Origin of the sequence: Phytohabitans houttuyneae, assembly GCF_011764425.1 — a bacterium.
GTDB classification, from domain to species: domain Bacteria; phylum Actinomycetota; class Actinomycetes; order Mycobacteriales; family Micromonosporaceae; genus Phytohabitans; species Phytohabitans houttuyneae.
Genome location: NZ_BLPF01000002.1, coordinates 1,760,189 through 1,777,006, shown reverse-complemented (window position 1 = coordinate 1,777,006; position 16,818 = coordinate 1,760,189). Strand labels below are relative to the sequence as shown.

The window sequence follows — 16,818 nt, the reverse complement described above, 5'->3', positions numbered from 1 at the left end:
ACGAATCGGGGAAAGCGGCACGGCCGGGGGTGACTGCTGTGACCAGGATCGAACCGCGGCCCAGCCCGCTGACCGCGCGACCGTGGCCGGTGCGCGAGGAGGTCCGGGGCTCGTTCCTGGCCCGCACGCTGCGCTCCACGGACGCGAAGCAGATCGGGATCATGTACGGCGTCACCGCGTTCGCCTTCTTCATGGTCGGCGGGCTGATGGCGCTGCTGATGCGCGGTGAGCTGGCCCGGCCGGGCATGCAGTTCCTCTCGCCCGAGCAGTACAACCAGCTGTTCACCATGCACGGCACGATCATGCTGCTGCTGTTCGCGACGCCGATCGTGTTCGCCTTCGCCAACTACGTGGTACCGCTGCAGATCGGCGCGCCGGACGTGGCGTTCCCCCGGCTCAACGCGTTCGCCTACTGGCTGTTCGCGTTCGGCGGCACGCTCGTGCTGGCCGGCTTCATCACGCCCGGCGGCGCCGCCGACTACGGCTGGACCGCCTACACGCCCCTGTCGACCGCCGAGCACTCGCCCGGCGTGGGCGGCAACATGTGGGTCGTCGGCCTGGTGCTGTCCGGGCTCGGCACGATCCTCGGCGCGGTCAACATGATCACCACGATCCTGACCCTGCGGGCACCGGGCATGACCATGTTCCGGATGCCGATCTTCACCTGGAACATCCTGCTCACCAGCGTGCTGGTGGTGCTCGTGTTCCCGCTGCTCGCGGCCGCCCTGCTGGCGCTGCTCGCGGACCGCGTGCTGGGCGCGCACGTGTACGACCCGGGCCACGGCGGGCCGCTGCTGTGGCAGCACCTGTTCTGGTTCTTCGGGCACCCCGAGGTCTACGTCGTCGCGCTGCCGTTCTTCGGCATCGTCACCGAGGTCATCCCGGTCTTCTCCCGCAAACCCATCTTCGGGTACAAGGGACTGGTCGGCGCCACGATCGCGATCACGCTGCTGTCGATGAGCGTGTGGGCGCACCACATGTTCGCCACCGGCCAGGTGCTGCTGCCGTTCTTCAGCTTCCTGAGCTTCCTGATCGCGGTGCCGACCGGCCTGAAGTTCTTCAACTGGATCGGCACGATGTGGCGCGGCCAGATCACCTTCGAGACCCCGATGCTCTTCGCGATCGGCTTCCTGGTCACGTTCCTGCTCGGCGGGCTGTCCGGCGTGATGCTCGCGTCACCGCCGATCGACTTCCACGTCACCGACACGTACTTCGTGGTGGCCCACTTCCACTACGTGCTCTTCGGCACGATCGTGTTCGCCGTGTACGCCGGCATCTACTTCTGGTTTCCCAAGGCGACCGGCCGCATGCTCGACGAACGGATCGGCCGCGTGCACTTCTGGCTGACCTTCATCGGCTTCCACACCACGTTTCTGGTGCAGCACTGGCTCGGCAACGAGGGCTTCCCCCGCCGGTACGCCGACTACCAGCCGGACGACGGCTTCACCACGCTCAACACCGTCTCCACGATCGGCTCCTTCGTGCTCGGCGCCTCGACCCTGCCGTTCCTCTACAACCTGTGGCGCTCGTACCGGTACGGCCAGGTCGTGACCGCCGACGACCCGTGGGGCCACGGCAACTCCCTGGAGTGGGCCACCTCCTCCCCTCCCCCGCTGCGCAACTTCGACCGGATGCCGAGGATCCGCTCGGAGCGGCCGGCCTTCGACGCGAAGTTTCCGGAGCTGGCCGCCGGCGGCCAGTCGGACGCCGGCCCGCCCGAGGGTGGCGCCAAGCCGTTGACCAGCGAGTCGCGCGGCGGCGCCACCTACTCCGAAGACACCACCACCGAGCGGTAGCGGCCCCCTACCCGCCGGCGGTGTTCGACGCGGGTCGGACCGGACGGGGGCGAGGCGGCGGGGCCGGCCAGTCGCCGTCCGCGACGATCGACGCGAGGTCGTCCTGACCGGTCAGGTCGTGCCGGGCCGCCGCGCGGAACCCGCTGAGCACCGTGCGGTACCGCTCGCTGTCGTACGGCTCGCGCCCGTAGGTGACCGCGTCGATCGTTATCATCATCTGCCGCCCCGCCGCCACGACCTCGGCTCCACCGATCAGCGCCACCTTGATGAAGGCCAGGTGGGCGGCGTTGCGGGCCTCGCGCCGCTCGGCGTCGTCCTCCGGGGTGTCGTCCGTGAAGTCCTGCAAGACCCTGCGCGCCTTGCTCGCCAACGTCTGAAACGCGATGTAGGCGTCGACACGGTCCTGGTAAAGGCGGTAACGGTCCTCGTGCTCCCGCTGCTCGCGTCGCAGCCGGGTCGCGTGCCGGGCCTGCATGAGGGCGGTCAGGACGCCCGCTCCGGCCGCCACGGCGCCACCGGTGAGCGTCAGCAGTATCGATTCCCACATGCATCGAATGTTGACGGGCCGGTCAACCCCGACGACAGGGGCGTGGTCGGGCTAGATTTTCGGTCGTGCTCGACTATGACCGGGAGGCAAAGCGCTACGACGAGTCGCGCGGGGGTGAGCCGCGCGCGGCCGCGGCGGCCGGCGCTGTCGAGCGGCTCCTGCCGCCCGGCGCGCGGCTGCTGGTCGACGTGGCCTGCGGCACCGGCATCGTCACCACCCGCCTGCGCCGGCCGGGTCGCACCGTCGTCGGGGTCGACCGGTCCACGGGCATGACCGCCGTGGCCGCCGCCCGGCTCCCCGGCGCCGCGGTCGTCGGCGACGCCACGGCGCTGCCCGTGGACTCCGGACGCGCCGACGCGGTGCTGATGATCTGGCTGCTGCACCTCGTGCCGGACCCGGAGCGGATCGTCGCCGAGGCGGCGCGGCTGCTCGGCCCGGCCGGTCGCCTCATCACCACAGTGGACAAGAACGAAGGACCGTTCGCGGTGGCAAGCGACGTCGCGGAGCTGACCGCGCCGCTGCGGCGCCGGCAAGGCGAGCGGCCCGACGGGTACCGCCGGGTCGTCGCCGCCGCGAGCCGGCACGGCCTGGCCCCGGCGGCCGAGACGGCGTTCGTGGGCGCCGGCCAGGGGCGCACGCCGCGGCAGTGGGTCGAGCACATCGGCCGCGACACGATCCCGTGGGCGGACAAGGCCGAGGCGGACGAGCTGTGCCGCGCGCTGGCGGCCCTGCCCGATCAGGACACGCCCCGCCCGGATCCGGTGTACCGCGTCGTCGCCCTCGCCCGCGCCAGCGCGTAGGTTGAGCGCGCTCAGCGGGTGGCTGATATCAGGATGGTCTGCGTCCTGATGCGGTAGCAGCCCTCTTCGGCTATCCGGGCCCGCACCAGGTCGCGCACCGCGGACCGCTGCGCCTCGGTCAGTGGCTCGGCCGGGAGGCTTTCCTGGTACGCGAGGATCGGCTCCGGTTCGTGCACCACGATGTCGCTCGGGTAGCGCTCGGCGGTGACCGCGGAGAAGTGCTCGGCCACCCGCGCGGGCCCGCTGTCGCCGGTGAAGTCGCTGCGGGTGAGCGCGGCGGCGAGGTCGGGGCGGCCGATCGCCGGGCCGAGCGCGTTCAGCTCCCGCAGGTGGTCGCGGCCGTTGGTGCTGACCGCGAGCCGGCCGCCGGGGCGCAGCACGCGGGCGAACTCCGCCAGGCCGGCACCCGGGTCGTCCAGGTGGTAGAGCATGTGGTTGGCGACCACGACGTCGAAGCTGCCCGACCGAAAGGGCAGGCTCGTCGCGTCGCACCGCAGCACCCGCGCGCCGGAGATGGCGCGCAGGCGGGCACACATGGCCGCCGACGAGTCGGTGAGGGTGAGCCGCAGGTCGCTGGCGCCGTCCGCCCACAGCATTCCGGTGCCGGCGCCCACTTCGAGAAGGTCGCCGGAGGCGGGCAGCCGGTCGCGCACCCACGCGTACCACGGCCGCGTCTGCGTGCTGTGCATGTGCAGCGCGATCCGGGCGTCGAGATTGGCGGTCGTCGCGGCGTACTGCCGGCGGGCGTGCTCCGCGGGCGTGGAGTCCATGCCGCCATGCTGCCCGGTCACGCCGCGGACGGACACTGGGTACGGTCAGCGTGTGGCGTACGACCCTTTGGCGGAGAGCGTCCGCCTGATCGCCGACGGGCTGCCGGACCGGCCGGTGCGGCTGAGCCGTCGCCACCGGTTCGCGCCGGTCGCGGTCGACGTCGACGGTGACATCGCCGCGGCCCGCTTCCTGCGCCGCGGCGCCGGCTGCTTCTGGGACGAGACGCACCTGCTGGTCGCCGACGCGCCCGGCGGCTGGCGCCGGCTCGGCAGCGGCGGGTCCTCCCACGGCACCGAGGATCACGCCGGCACGGAGTTCGAGCGGGCCCGGCAGGGCATCGCGCCACACGATGTCGTGGTGGGCGGCGGCGCCGGCGCCCTGCGCGACTCCGACCGCCTGCTGCCCTGGCGGGGTCGCTGGGTGCAGACCGCCTCGCTGCTCGCCGGCAGCGGGATCGCGCGGGTCACGGTCAAGGGGCGCGAGCTGCACGTCCCGTACCACGGTCATCTGGTCGTGGTCTGGCAGACCCGCCGGCCGCCGTCGGTGGCCGCGCACGACGCGGCCGGACGCCCGGTCCGCGCCGTCACCCTGCCGCGCGGACGGTGAACCACCCTTTGCCGGCCGGCCGCCGCGGCGATCGCCGCGCTGCGTGACGAGGCGCCGGTCTGACCCGCGCCTACCCGACCGGCCCGGACCACTCGGGCAGCGTGAGGTCGTGGCCCTCGGCCCTGGCGCGGGCCGCCAGCCGCTGCCACGCCCGCCACCCGGGACCGCCGGCGGTCTTCTTGAGCGCCGCCGGCGGTGCCGCCTCGACCTCGTCCGCGAAGGCGCGGTTCAGCGCGGCGACGATGGCCGGCTCGGGGCGGGGCGCCAGCAGGTACGCCAGCAGCAGCCCCAGCGTCAGGAACGGCCGCACCTCGGCGTCGTCGTGCCACGCGCCCGGCGCGTGGCGGCGGCACCACGCGAGGTACCGCACGGCGGCCTGCGTCGCGTCCGGGCCGAGCTCGACCGCCGACTCGACGAGGGTGGCGAGCGTGCCCGCCGGTTCCAGCAGGTCGTCCGCCCGCACCAGCACGAGGCAGGCGAACAGCCGCGCCACGTGGCCGCGCGCGTCCTCCGGCCGCGCGTAGCTGGACAGCTGCAGCACCTCGCGCGGCGTCCACGGCAGCTCGGCCGGCAGCCGGCGCACGAGCAGCAGCTCCTCGATGCCCTGCCGGTACTCCTCGACCCGCACGCCGTAGTCGAGCGCCGCCATCTCGCACACGATCGAGGCGTCCAGCCGGTCGCGCACCCAGTCGCGCAGCGCGAGCTCGGCGGGGTGCAGCGCGTCCAGCGTCGGCTCGATCACGCTCAGACCGTACTCGCCGGCGAACCGTTGACTTTGACGCTGCGTCAACCTCTACCGTCGAAATCACCGTACGAGATCGGAGGAGGTCGGCGATGGAGTGGTCGATCCAGGACATCGCCCGGCTGGCGGGGACGACGAGTCGGACGTTGCGCCACTACGGGGCCGTGGGGCTGCTGGAGCCCAGCCGCGTGGGGCGCAACGGCTACCGGTACTACGACCAGGACTGCCTGCTGCGGTTGCAGCGGATCCTGCTGCTGCGCGAGCTGGGCCTCGGCCTGCCCGCGATCGCCCAGGTGCTGGAGGGGCAGCGGGACCCGGTGGCCGCGCTGCGCACCCACCTGCGGGTGCTGGAGCAGGAGCGCGACCGCATCGGGCGGCAGATCGAGTCGGTGAAAACCACCATCCGAAAGACGCAGAGAGGAGAACGGCTGATGGCTGAGGAGGTCCTGGACGGGTTCGACCACACCCGGTACGAGCAGGAGGTGACCGAGCGGTGGGGCCGTGAGGCGTACGAGCGTGGCGACCGCTGGTGGCGCTCGCTGACCGCGGAGCAGCGGACCGAGTTCCAGCAGCGGCAGGTCGCGATCGCGGAGGACTTCGGGCGGGCACACCAGTCGGGCAGCGCGGCCGACAGCGAGGAGGCGCAGCAGATCACCGAGCGGCACGTCGAGTGGCTGTCCGCGACGACCACGCCCACGAAGGGTTACCTGATCGGGCTGGGCGAGATGTACGTGTCCGACCCGCGGTTCACGGCCAACTACGACCGGTACGGCGAGGGCACCGCGGCGTTCATCCGTGACGCGATGAAGGTGTACGCCGAGCGCCACATGACCGACTAACCCGCTGTGGTCGCCACCGCTCCCGGTGGCGGCCACATCGCGGTGCCGCTCACTGGCCGCCGAACCAGCCGGGGATGTCCAGCGGAAAGCCGCTGCGCGGCGCGACCTTGCGAAGGTCGGCCTCCAGCGCGCGCAGGCGCTCATCCCCCAGCACCACCGCCCATCGGGCGCGCAGCTCGTCGAAGATCCGCGCGGATCGCGTCAGCGCGTCGACGCCGCGCTCGGTGAGCAGCACGATCCTGCTCCGCGCGTCTGCGGGGTCGGGCTCGCGCCTGACGTAGCCGAGACGTTCGAGCGTGTCGATGTGCTTGGCGGCCGCCTGCTTGGAGACGCCGAGCCTGCGGCCGAGCCGCACGGCGTTTGTGCCGCCCCGCCCGATCGCCTGCAGGACGAACCCGTGCATCGGGCGCATGTCCGGGTGCCCCTGGCGGGCCAGCTCGGCGTGCATGTCGTCGATCAGCGCGCGGAAGCCCTGGAACAGCTGCAGCGGCAGCTCGAAGCCGGGCGGGTCAGTTGACACGTTAGACAACCTGGTTCACCATCCAGACAACCACGTTGTCTAACTTAGGGGAACCCGACGATGCCTGTCATCCGCCACGCCCAGAGCCGCCGCACCGAGACGCCGAACGCCGTCATGACCACGCTGGCCTCCCCGACACAGGGCGGCGCCGGGCAGGCCGTGTGGCGGGTGGACATGCGACCCGGCCAGTCGGGCCCGCTGCACGCCATCGACACCGAGCAGGTCTGGACCGTGCTGGGCGGCGCCGCCGTCATCGAGGTCGGCGACCAGGCCCACACCGTCGAGCCGGGCGACACGGTGGTGATCCCCGCCGACACGCCCCGGCGCGTGCGCACGCGGCCCGCGGACGGGTTGGTCGCGCTCGTCGTGGCGCCGGCCGGCATGCGGGCGTACACCCTGGACGGCACCGCCGTCGCACCGACCTGCGCCGTTCCGGACGCCGACAAGCTCATCCCGGCCTGGGTGGTCTAATTCGGCGTCAGGGTGGGGTGCGATCGTGGTAGCCGTTTCAGAAGATCTAATTCGAACAGATCCGGGCTACCGCGGCGTCCGTCGTGGTCCGGACCGTTGCTCCCACGGCCTCACCCTCCGCAATCGCCCAGCTCACCCCAACCCCCCGTTGCCGTTCAGACCGTGGCCGGCAACGGCGACACCCCGCTCGGTTGTGGACGGATTCGCCCACCTCGCCCCTAGCGAGTTCGGGTAGGCAAGTCCCGTCCACATCGTGGCGAGCCCTACTAGGACGCCATCCGGGACCGCAACCACTCGACTTCCCGGAGTTGGGTTTGCTTGCCGTGCGACAGCCTCCGGCGCCGTCGTCGCGATCGGTGACTGTCGATCAGGTGCACGCGGTGTGAGCTTCGAAATCTTGGTGAGTTAGCGCGTTATTTCGACGCCAACTTGCCAAGATCTGCCGGAGCGGGCTCCAGGGTTGAGCCGGCGACCGCGGAGGGTGAGGGCGGCAACCGCGGGCACAGCGGCAGCTCACATCTAACTCGGATCGGACTCCAAGAAGGCTCACCACGACGGGCATCGCGGTAGCCCGCGTCTGGTTCGGGGTTGGATCTCCCGAAGGCCGCGCAGATCGCCGCCCGCTCCCCCACCGGATCCAGCGAAGACGAGTATGGTTTCACCGGCTGTAGCCCCGAGTGGTTGGAGCGGCTGGTGCGCGTGCTGACGTGGAACCTGTGGTGGCGGTTCGGACCGGACTGGCAGAAAAGGCAGCCGTACATCAGGGACACGTTGCGCGAGGTCGAGCCCGACATCGCCGCCCTGCAGGAGGTCTGGGGCGCCGACGGTACGAGCCAGGCACACGAGCTGGCCGACGCGCTCGGCTACCACGCGGCGTACGCGGAGCCGTCGCTGCCGCCCGCGCCCCACACGCCCGAGCACGAAGGTGTGGAGGTGGGGCTGGGCCTGGTGAGCCGGTGGCCGGTGCTCGCGTCGGAGGCGGTGCGGATGCCGGCGCGGTTTCGGGTGCCGCCGGTCGCACTGGAGGCCACAGTGGACCATCCGGACGGGCCGCTGCACGTGATCGTCGCGTGCCTGGAGTGGGAGCCGGTGTTCGCGGCGGACCGGCACGCGCAGGCCCACGCCCTCGCCAAGCTGGCCGCCGACCCGGCGCGGGACGGCGCGTTGCCGGTGGTCGTGGCCGGCGACCTCAACGCGGCTCCGGACAGCGCGGTGCTGCGCCCCTTGACGCGGGCCGGCCTCGTCGACGCGTGGAGCGCGGCCGCGGGCGACCCGCACGCGGTCACGTTGAGCTCCAAGCACCCGCACGCGCCCCTGGAGGCCGACGAGCTGATCGACAAGCGGATCGACCACGTCTTCGTCCGCCCCGGCCAGGCCGGTCAGCGGGTCGAGTGCGCCGGCGCCACCCTCGCCGGCGGCTACGAGGCCTCCGACCACCACGCCGTGGTCTGCGACATCACCTGGTAGGTCAGGCGGGCGCCGGGCTGACGTGTGCGGCGATCAGGCGCCACCCGTGGTCGGTGTGCGTCCAGGTCCGGGTGTAGCGCACGCGCGCGGTGAACTCCTCGCCCCGGAAGACACCGGCCAGGGTGCCCAGAAACCAGGTGACGCCGGTCGTGCCGACCACCAGCACGTCGAGGTCCTCCTCGTCGACCCGGGTGAGGCGCTGCCCGCCGCCGCGTTGCAGCTCCAGATCGTCCTGTTTGGAGTAGAGCAGGCCGTCCGGTCCGGTGAACACGAGCCGGTCATCGATCAGCGCGTCGAGCGCGTCCGCGTCGGCGGCGAGTTGGGCGGCCTGCAGGCGGCGCTCCGCGCCCCGCAGCTCGTCGACCTGGTCAGCCATCGCACCAGGCTACCGGTGCGGTACGGTGCGGCCGCGACGCCGCGGCGGGCTTGTCGTGGCGCGTGCCACCACCGCAGCAACGCGAGCTGCGTGGCCGGCGGCGCCGGTGGCGGTGGCGACCCGGGAGATTCCGCCGCCTCGCCCGCTACCCCGACCGCGGACCCGGCAGCGGAGGTCGGGGATCTCGGCGAGCCCTGGCGAGCCGCCGACCGCAGCGGTGCCCGCGGGAGCAAACGGTCCGCAAGTGGCGCGGACCGGGGCAAATTTGCTGGAAGGAACGCACGGTCCCTACTCGTCGTCGGCGAACACCTCCTCGCGGCGCTTGCGGATCGCGGGCAGGACGGCGATGACCAGCGCGGCTGCGGCGAGCGCCAGACACGCCGCCGAGATCGGGCGGGTCAGGAACACCGAGGCGTCGCCGCGGGAGATGATGAGCGCCCGGCGAAGGTTTTCCTCCAGCAGCGGGCCGAGGACGAAGCCCAGCAGCAGCGGCGCGGGCTCGCAGCCGCACTTGATCAGGATGTAGCCGAGGACGCCGAAGAAGACGATCGCGTACACGTCGTAGGCGTTGAAGCCCAGCGAGTAGGTGCCGATCGCGGCGAACAGCATGATCATGGGGAACAGCACGTTGTACGGGATGCGCAGCATGCGCACCCACATGCCGATCAGTGGCAGGTTCAGCAACAGCAGCAGCGCGTTGCCGATCCACATCGACGCGATCAGGCCCCAGAAGAGCTCCGGCTCGTCGTTGATCACGTTGGGTCCGGGGGTGATGCCGTGCACGATGAACGCGCCGACCATCAGCGCCATCACCGGATGCGCGGGCAGGCCCAGCGTGAGCAGCGGGATGAACGACGTCTGCGCGGCGGCGTTGTTCGCCGACTCGGGGCCGGCGACGCCCTCGATCGCGCCGTCCCCGAACTCCTTCTGCCGCTTGGAGATCCGCTTCTCGACGGCGTACGAGGTGAATGACGCCAGCACGTGCCCACCGCCGGGCAGGACGCCGAGCGCCGCGCCCAGGCCGGTGCCGCGCGCGATCGGGCCGACGATGCGGCGCCGGTCCTCGCGGGTGGGCCAGAGGTTCTTGACCTTGCTGACCACGGCGGTGCGCGTCTGCTCGTTCTCCAGGTTGCGCAGGATCTCCGCCACCCCGAACATGCCGACGGCGACCGACACGAAGTCGATGCCGCCGTACAGCTCGCGCTGGTCGAACACGAAGCGCGGCGTGCCGGTGTAGATGTCCTGCCCCACGGTGCCGAAGGCGACGCCGAGCGCGATCATCGCCAGCGCCTTGAGCGCCGTGCCGCGCGCCAGCGCGATCGACACGATCAGGCCGAACAGCACCAGCGAGAAGTACTCGGCGGGGCCGAACTCCAGCGCGATGCTGGCCAGTGGTGGAGCGGCGACGGCCAGGACGACGGTGGCCACCGTGCCGGCGATGAAGGAGCCGACCGCGGCGGCGGCGAGGGCCGGCCCGGCGCGGCCCTGGCGGGCCATCGCGTGCCCGTCGAGCGCCGTGACCGCGGCCGACGACTCGCCCGGCAGGTTGATCAGGATGGCGGTCGTGGAGCCGCCGTACTGGGCGCCGTAGTAGATGCCGGCCAGCATGATCAAGGCGGTCACCGGCTCGAAGCTGAACGTGATCGGCAGCAGCATCGCCACCGTCGCCGTCGGCCCGATGCCCGGCAGCACCCCGACCGCCGTCCCGAGCAGCACGCCCACGAAGCAGTAGAGGATGTTCTGGATCAGCAGGGCGGTCGAGAAGCCCAGCACGAGGTTGTCGAAGAGTTCCATGCCTCAAATCCGGATGCCGGTCAGAACGGGAGCCAGGGGCCGAACAGCGGGATCCGCAGCTGGAGCGCGACGACGAAGATGAGCGTGCTCGCCAGGGTCAGCCCCGCCGCCACCGCCACCGCCATGAGCGGGCGTACCCGGGTGCTCGCGAAGGTGGTCAGCAGGGCGGTGACCGCCGAGGTCGGTACGAAACCGAGGCGCCGCACGGTGAACCCGAAGAACAGCAGCGCGAGCACGATGACCCCGACCGCCCGCCACGGTACCGTCCCGAACGACACCACCTCGCCGGCGACGAGTCCTTTGAGGACGATGCCGAGCCCGAGCGCGGCCAGGATGGCGCCGACGAGCAGGGGAAAGTACCCGGGACCCATCCGCAGTGGGGTGCCCAGCTCGTAGCTGAGCGACCCCACCGCGAATGCCCCCCCGATAAGGACGAAGATCCCCCGACAAGGACGTCCGGAAAGGACCGTCGGCGCTCCACGTCAGGAGACCCCGACGCCGGCGTCCGCGATGATCTTCGCCCAGGTCTTGAGCTGCTCGTCGAGGTGCGCCCGGTGTGCCTGCGGCGTGGCGTCCTCGGCCGGCACCGGCGCGGTGCCGAGCTTGGCCATCTGGTCCACGACTCCCTGGTCGGCCAGCGCCTTCTTCAACGCGTCCGACAGCTTCTGCACGACCTCCTGGGAGGTGCCCTTCGGCACGTACAGGCCGTGCCACACGCTCACCTGCAGCGCGGGCATCCCGGCCTCGGCCGTCGTCGGCAGGTCGGGCAGGCTCTTGACCCGCTCCGGCGTGGTGACCGCGTACGCCTTGACCTTGCCCGCGGAGATCTGACCGCTGGTGTTCGTGGTCTGGTCGCACATGAAGTCGACCTGGCCGCCGACGAGGTCGGTCAGCGCGGGCCCGGTCCCCTCGTACGGGACCTCCTGCAGCTTCACGCCCGCCGCGGACTGGAAGAGCAGGCCGCACAGGTGCGACGCGGCGCCGATGCCGGCGTTGGCGAGCGTGACCTTGCCGGAGTTGGCCTTCACGTAGGTCACGAGTTCCTGCAGGGTCGAGGGCTCGAAGTCCTTGCGGGCCACGATCGTCATCGGCACCTCGGTGACGAGCCCGACCATCTCGAAGTCCTCGAGCGGCTTGTAGTCGAGGTTCTTGTAGAGGGCCGGCGCCGTCGACATGCCGATGTGGTGCATCAGGACGGTGTACCCGTCGGGATCGGCCCGGGCGACCTCGCCCGCGCCGACCGTGCCGCCCGCGCCTTCCACGTTCTGGACGACGATCTTGCCGCCGAGCTCCTTGGCCATCGGCTCGGCGATCATGCGGGTGACGGTGTCTGTCGGGCCGCCCGCGCTGAACGGCACCACGATCGTGATGTTCTGGTCCGGGTAGCCCTCGGCGGTACCACCGCCGTCACTGGAGCCGCCGCCGTCGGAACAGGCGGCGACGAGCGAGACGGTGGCTATCGCGGCTATCGCCCGCGCGGCGCCGTGGCGCCGGATGGTTGAGCTCATTTTCGCGCCTCCTCGTCGGAGAGTGCGTGTCCGTCGAACGCGCACGGCCCTCAGTCTCGGCCGGCAAGGGCGCGACCGGTGTCAGAGAAATCCCAAGGAACGCGCCCCATGTCAGAGGAATCCCAAGAAGTAGCGCGCCGGAGCCGGCGCCCTCGCCGCGGGCCGTCCGCGGGGTTGGTTGCGCAACGGCGGAGGGTGAGGCTGCGGGAGCAACGGTCCGGACCACCACGGACATCGCGGTAGCCCCAACTCTCTTGGAACAGATCCGCCAGGGCTGCATGAGCGTCGATCCGGGCCGTACAATCCGCCGGTATGCGGATTACCGTCATCGAGGATGACGACCGCGTAGCGCGAGGTCTGGTGACCGTCCTGGCCCAGGCGGGCTTCGAGGTGCACCGCATCGCCACCGCCGCCGAGGCGGTGCGGGCCGACCCGTCCGACGTGGTCCTCGTCGACCTCGGCCTGCCCGACGGCGACGGGCTCGACGTGATCCGCCGGCTGCGCGACCGCCCGGAGACGGCCGTGATCGCGGTGACCGCGCGTTCCGAGGAGCACGAGCGGGTCCGCGGCCTGCGCGCCGGCGCCGACGACTACATCGTCAAGCCGTTCGGCATCCCCGAGCTGCTGGCCAGGATCGACGCGGTGCTGCGGCGCACCCGGGCCGCCCGCGCCCAGAGCCGCCCGGACGAGCCGCTCGTCCTCGGCCCGATGCGGATCGCGGTCGGCACCCGCGAGGTCAGCGTCGACGGCGTGACCGTGACGCTGACCCGCAAGGAGTTCGAGCTGCTCCTGCTGCTGGCCCGCCGCGCGCCGAACGTGGTCAGTCGCGACGTCATCCTCGACCAGATCTGGGGCGCGACCTGGGAGTCGTCCAGCCGCACGCTGGACACCCACATCGCGGCGCTGCGGCACAAGCTCGGTGCGGGCGTGCTCATCCGCACCATCCACGGGGTCGGCTATCGGCTCCAGGCCGATCAGCCGGAGCTGATCGGCTAGCGGACCGTGCACCGCCGCCTGCTCGTCGTGCTGGTACCGCTCGCCGTCTTGTTCGCGGCGGCGCTCGGGGTGCCGCTCGGCATCACCGTGGCCGAGCGGGAGATGCAGGAGACGTACGTCGACCGGCTCAATGACGTGGGCCGCTTCGCCTCGCTGGCCGAGACCGCGCTGTCGACGGGGCGGACCGAGGCGCTCGACCAGGAGCTGAGGCGGTACCACGCGCTGTACGGCATTCCCGTCGCCGTGATCGACACCTCGGGCACGGTGCTGCTCGAGCCGGCCGGCGCGTACCAGCGGGCGGCCCGCGGCGAGCCGTCGCTTGCCCGGATCGTGTCCGCGGCCCTGGCCGGGGCGAGATCGGAGCCGTCCCGGAAATGGGCGCCGTGGGACGACTCCGCGCTCGTGGTGGCCGAGCCGGTCGGCCGCGACAGCGAGGTCGTCGGCGCGGTCGTGACGATCTCCGACCTGTCCCGCACGCGCGACCGCATCCTCGTCCGGTGGGCGCAGCTGGCCGGCATCGGGCTGCTGCCGCTGATCGCGCTGGTGGCGGTCGCGTGGCCGGTCTCGGCGTGGGTGCTGCGGCCGGTACGCAAGCTTGACGCGGCGACCTCCCGCATCTCGCAGGGCGACCTCACGATCCGCGCCGACGCCGAGGCCGGACCGGTGGAGCTGCGCCGGCTGGCGGCCTCGTTCAACACGATGATGGAGTCGGTGGAAAACGGCGTGCAGCGGCAGCGCGCGTTCGTCTCCGACGCGTCGCACCAGCTGCGCAACCCGCTGACCAGCCTCCGGCTCGCGGTGGAGAGCCTGGCGCCGCACCTGTCACCGGGCGGGGCCGGGCAGCAGGTGTACGACGTGGCCGTCGACGAGCTCAAGGCGATGCAGCGCCTGCTCAACGCGCTGCAGGCCAGTGCGCGCATGGAGAGCATGCGGACCACCTCGCCGGTCGACCTCGACGCGGTGCTCGCCACCCGGGTCGAACGGTGGCGCGCGCTCACCACGACCGCGGGCCAGACACTCGCCGTCGACGTGCCGCCCGGGCTGCGGCTGCTGGAGCCGCCGGGCGGGCTGGGCAGCATCCTGGACGAGCTGATGAGCAACGCGCTGCGGCTGTCCGACGCCCGCCTGGTGCAGGTGAGCGCCAGCGCGGGCGGCGCGGCGGGCGGCGTCGTCACGATCGCGGTCCGCGACGACGGCCAGGGCATCGAGGCGTCCGAGCGGGAGCAGGCGCTGCGGCGGTTCTGGCGCTCGCCCAAGCACCAGAACGTGCCCGGCACCGGCCTTGGCCTTGCCATCTGCGCGGACCTGGTCGGCGCCGCCGGCGGCGAGCTCCGGCTGGAGGACGGGCTGCCGCGGCCGGACGGCTCCGGGCACGGCTTCGCCGCGGTGGTCGCCCTTCCCGTCGTCGACCCCGCGTGATCCCTGATGCCCGCGGCCCGCGAGGCGGGCCCACCGCGGTCGTCGGCCGGCGTGATCCCTGATGCTCGCGGCCCGCGAGGCCAGCCCCGCCGCGGTTGTCGGCCCGGCGTGATCCCTATGCTTGCGGCCCGCGAAACCCAGACCCGCCGGCCTAACGCTTGCGGTCGCGGAACCACGCCGCCGCGCCGGGATGCAGCGGTATCGACGACGTCGCGATGCCGGTGCGCACGTTGATCCGCCAGGCCTCCGGCAGGTCCTCGGCGTCCTCGCGGCTGGCCGAGGCGATCGTGCCGGTGTAGGTGAAGATCGTGTCGGTGATCGCGTAGACCAGGTCGTCGGGCAGGTCGTTGCGCACGAGGAGCACATTCGGCACGGCGACGGTGCGGGTCGCGGTGATGCCGGCGTATGCGGTCACCGGGATCGTCGCCGGCGCGTAGGGGTCGGGGTAGGCGGTGACGAGCGCGTCCGCCTGCTCGTCCAGCGGCACGAGCCGGATCGCGTGGCGCTGCGCCAGCTCCGTGATGGCCGGCGTCGGCACGCCGGTCAGGGAGAACATCGCGTCGATCTCGCCGTCGCGCAGCGCCTCCGCCGACTCGGCCTGGCTCAGGTACCGGCCGTCGACGCTCACCGGGCGAAGCCCCAGCACCCGCACCGACGTGAACTCCGTGCCCGAGTCGCGCGCGCCGAGAGAGACGCGCTTGCCCGCGAGGTCGCGGAACTCCTCGATCGGCGAGCCCGCCATGACGACGAGGTGCAGGTGGCTGTCGTAGAGGCGGCAGATCGCCGAGATCCCGTCCGGCACGCTGCCGTCAGTCATGATCATGGCGTCCAGGCTGGACAGTCCCAGCTGAACCTCGCCCGCGCGCAGCATCCGGATGTTGTCGGTGGACGCCCCACTCGGCACGGTGGTCACGGTCGCGCCGGGCACCTGCTGGCTGATGTGCTCGGCCAGCGCGCCGCCGATCCGCCGGTACACCGCACCCGCCGGCCCGGTCGCCAGCCGCAGCCGCACGTCGCCGACCTCGGGCTCGCTCGAACACCCCACGACCAGGCCGCCGGCTGCCAGGAGCACCGCCCGCCGGCTCACCCGCATCGGGTACGACATCCCGCGATGATACGTACGTCGATTGATCTCGGTCTCCAGATCAACCCCAAGACTGATGAGGGCTGCCGCGACGTCCGCCGTGGTCCGGACCGTCGCTCCCGCGGCCTCGCCCTCCGCGGCTGGCCGGCCTCACCCCAAACCGCCGCTCCCGCGGTCCGCGGGCGAGGACCCCGTCGCCGGGCGCTACGTGCCGGCGCGGTGTTTGGCGGCCATCAGGTTGGCGCGGACCCCGGCCGTGAGAAGCGAACCGTCCGAGGCGACCGTCAGCATGTCGAAGCCCTGCTCCGCGTACACCGCCGCGATCTCACCGCTGGCACAGTGGATGCCGGCGGCGATGCCGCTGTCCTTGCAGGCGGCCAGGACGCCGTCGATCACGCGGACGAACTCGGGGTCCGGTGGCGCGTGGCCGGGCAGCAGGCCCATCGACAGCGCGAGGTCGCTCGGCCCCACGTAGAGGCCGTGCACGCCGGGGTGGCGGCGATCTCGCGGACGTTGCGGATGGCGTCGGCGGTCTCAATCATGATCAGGCAGGCCTGGTCGGCCAGGATGTCCAGGTCGGCGGTGCCGAGCACCTCGCGGGCGCGGACCGGCCCGTACGAGCGGTCGCCGTGCGGCGGAAAGCGCAGCGCGCGGGCGGCCCGCAGCGCCTCCGCCGCCGTGTTCACCATCGGCACGACCACGCCGCGCGCGCCGGCGTCGGCGACGCGCATGATGCGGTCGGGCTCGTTCCAGCTGACCCGGGCGATCGGCACCGAGCCGCCCGCGTCGATCGCCTGCATCATCGGGATGGCGGTGCTGTGGTCGACGAGGCCGTGCTGGTAGTCGACGCACACGTAGTCGGCCCCCTGCCGCGCGATCAGCTCCGCCGGCACCGAGCCGGGCATGGTGCACCACACGCCGTACGTCTTGCGGCCGGCCCGCCAGGCCGAGATCAGCGGGTTGGTGCTCAAGCGGCTCACTCCTTCACAAGCTCCGCCGGCGGGCCCGCCGGCGGAGGAGTCGATACAAATCATTGCGATTTTACGAACCCCGACGGCGTTGTGCGGCACTCTTACGATCAT

19 protein-coding genes are annotated in these 16,818 nt (G+C 72.0%); 8 read left to right on the top strand and 11 right to left on the bottom strand.

Annotated features, from left to right (window positions below; translation table 11 throughout):
- Nucleotides 1–47: 47 nt before the first annotated feature.
- A complete protein-coding gene (gene ctaD, locus Phou_RS31200) occupies nt 48–1,796 on the top strand; it encodes an aa3-type cytochrome oxidase subunit I (protein WP_371872240.1) in 1,749 nt (582 codons plus the stop codon).
- Between the two features lie 7 nt (nt 1,797–1,803).
- Here the strand turns inward: ctaD and Phou_RS31195 are convergent, their stop codons facing one another.
- Nucleotides 1,804–2,343 (bottom strand): hypothetical protein, encoded by a 540-nt coding sequence (locus Phou_RS31195; protein ID WP_173062593.1) that lies wholly within the window; start codon nt 2,341–2,343, stop codon nt 1,804–1,806.
- 65 nt (nt 2,344–2,408) lie between these two features.
- On the opposite strand from Phou_RS31195, the gene Phou_RS31190 reads away from it, so the two are divergent.
- A complete protein-coding gene (locus Phou_RS31190; protein ID WP_173062590.1) occupies nt 2,409–3,143 on the top strand; it encodes a class I SAM-dependent methyltransferase in 735 nt (244 codons plus the stop codon).
- An 11-nt stretch (nt 3,144–3,154) separates the two neighbouring features.
- Here Phou_RS31190 and Phou_RS31185 read toward each other — a convergent pair whose 3' ends face one another.
- Nucleotides 3,155–3,913, bottom strand: coding sequence for a class I SAM-dependent methyltransferase (locus Phou_RS31185; protein ID WP_173062587.1), 759 nt, complete (start codon nt 3,911–3,913; stop codon nt 3,155–3,157).
- A gap of 52 nt (nt 3,914–3,965) precedes the next feature.
- On the opposite strand from Phou_RS31185, the gene Phou_RS31180 reads away from it, so the two are divergent.
- Nucleotides 3,966–4,520: a hypothetical protein gene (locus Phou_RS31180; protein ID WP_173062584.1), complete on the top strand. Its 555-nt coding sequence runs from the start codon at nt 3,966–3,968 to the stop codon at nt 4,518–4,520.
- A gap of 70 nt (nt 4,521–4,590) precedes the next feature.
- Here the strand turns inward: Phou_RS31180 and Phou_RS31175 are convergent, their stop codons facing one another.
- Nucleotides 4,591–5,262 carry a hypothetical protein gene (locus Phou_RS31175; protein ID WP_173062581.1) on the bottom strand — a complete coding sequence of 224 codons (672 nt, stop codon included), beginning with the start codon at nt 5,260–5,262 and terminating at the stop codon, nt 4,591–4,593.
- Between the two features lie 92 nt (nt 5,263–5,354).
- On the opposite strand from Phou_RS31175, the gene Phou_RS31170 reads away from it, so the two are divergent.
- Entirely contained in the window at nt 5,355–6,101 is a 747-nt protein-coding gene (locus tag Phou_RS31170) for a MerR family transcriptional regulator (protein WP_173062578.1), read from the top strand.
- 49 nt (nt 6,102–6,150) lie between these two features.
- Here the strand turns inward: Phou_RS31170 and Phou_RS31165 are convergent, their stop codons facing one another.
- Complete coding sequence (locus tag Phou_RS31165; protein ID WP_246273979.1) at nt 6,151–6,621, bottom strand: MarR family winged helix-turn-helix transcriptional regulator; 471 nt, start codon at nt 6,619–6,621, stop codon at nt 6,151–6,153.
- Between the two features lie 60 nt (nt 6,622–6,681).
- On the opposite strand from Phou_RS31165, the gene Phou_RS31160 reads away from it, so the two are divergent.
- Nucleotides 6,682–7,092: a cupin domain-containing protein gene (locus tag Phou_RS31160; RefSeq protein WP_173062575.1), complete on the top strand. Its 411-nt coding sequence runs from the start codon at nt 6,682–6,684 to the stop codon at nt 7,090–7,092.
- A gap of 588 nt (nt 7,093–7,680) precedes the next feature.
- Nucleotides 7,681–8,559 (top strand): endonuclease/exonuclease/phosphatase family protein, encoded by an 879-nt coding sequence (locus Phou_RS31155; protein WP_173062572.1) that lies wholly within the window; start codon nt 7,681–7,683, stop codon nt 8,557–8,559.
- 1 nt (nt 8,560) lies between these two features.
- On the opposite strand, the gene Phou_RS31150 is transcribed toward Phou_RS31155, so the two are convergent.
- The 4 genes from Phou_RS31150 to Phou_RS31135 all read right to left on the bottom strand — a co-directional run bounded on the left by Phou_RS31150 (nt 8,561) and on the right by Phou_RS31135 (nt 12,237).
- Nucleotides 8,561–8,935, bottom strand: coding sequence for a nuclear transport factor 2 family protein (locus Phou_RS31150; protein ID WP_173062569.1), 375 nt, complete (start codon nt 8,933–8,935; stop codon nt 8,561–8,563).
- 288 nt (nt 8,936–9,223) lie between these two features.
- Entirely contained in the window at nt 9,224–10,729 is a 1,506-nt protein-coding gene (locus tag Phou_RS31145) for a tripartite tricarboxylate transporter permease (protein ID WP_173062566.1), read from the bottom strand.
- A 20-nt stretch (nt 10,730–10,749) separates the two neighbouring features.
- The gene (locus Phou_RS31140; protein ID WP_281365126.1) at nt 10,750–11,157 is read right to left on the bottom strand and encodes a tripartite tricarboxylate transporter TctB family protein; all 408 of its coding nucleotides are present in this window, start codon (nt 11,155–11,157) and stop codon (nt 10,750–10,752) included.
- 54 nt (nt 11,158–11,211) lie between these two features.
- Entirely contained in the window at nt 11,212–12,237 is a 1,026-nt protein-coding gene (locus Phou_RS31135; RefSeq protein ID WP_173062562.1) for a tripartite tricarboxylate transporter substrate binding protein BugD, read from the bottom strand.
- 312 nt (nt 12,238–12,549) lie between these two features.
- Between Phou_RS31135 and Phou_RS31130 the strand changes: the two genes are divergently transcribed.
- The gene (locus Phou_RS31130) at nt 12,550–13,233 is read left to right on the top strand and encodes a response regulator transcription factor (protein WP_173062559.1); all 684 of its coding nucleotides are present in this window, start codon (nt 12,550–12,552) and stop codon (nt 13,231–13,233) included.
- Between the two features lie 6 nt (nt 13,234–13,239).
- Nucleotides 13,240–14,652: a sensor histidine kinase gene (locus Phou_RS31125; protein WP_173062556.1), complete on the top strand. Its 1,413-nt coding sequence runs from the start codon at nt 13,240–13,242 to the stop codon at nt 14,650–14,652.
- 151 nt (nt 14,653–14,803) lie between these two features.
- On the opposite strand, the gene Phou_RS31120 is transcribed toward Phou_RS31125, so the two are convergent.
- The 3 genes from Phou_RS31120 to Phou_RS53270 all read right to left on the bottom strand — a co-directional run bounded on the left by Phou_RS31120 (nt 14,804) and on the right by Phou_RS53270 (nt 16,707).
- Nucleotides 14,804–15,757: a TAXI family TRAP transporter solute-binding subunit gene (locus Phou_RS31120; RefSeq protein ID WP_218579282.1), complete on the bottom strand. Its 954-nt coding sequence runs from the start codon at nt 15,755–15,757 to the stop codon at nt 14,804–14,806.
- Between the two features lie 183 nt (nt 15,758–15,940).
- The gene (locus Phou_RS55085; protein WP_308784632.1) at nt 15,941–16,132 is read right to left on the bottom strand and encodes a hypothetical protein; all 192 of its coding nucleotides are present in this window, start codon (nt 16,130–16,132) and stop codon (nt 15,941–15,943) included.
- The gene (locus Phou_RS53270; RefSeq protein WP_173062550.1) at nt 16,129–16,707 is read right to left on the bottom strand and encodes an HpcH/HpaI aldolase family protein; all 579 of its coding nucleotides are present in this window, start codon (nt 16,705–16,707) and stop codon (nt 16,129–16,131) included. The genes Phou_RS55085 and Phou_RS53270 overlap by 4 nt, the downstream gene beginning before the upstream one ends.
- Nucleotides 16,708–16,818 lie beyond the last annotated feature (111 nt).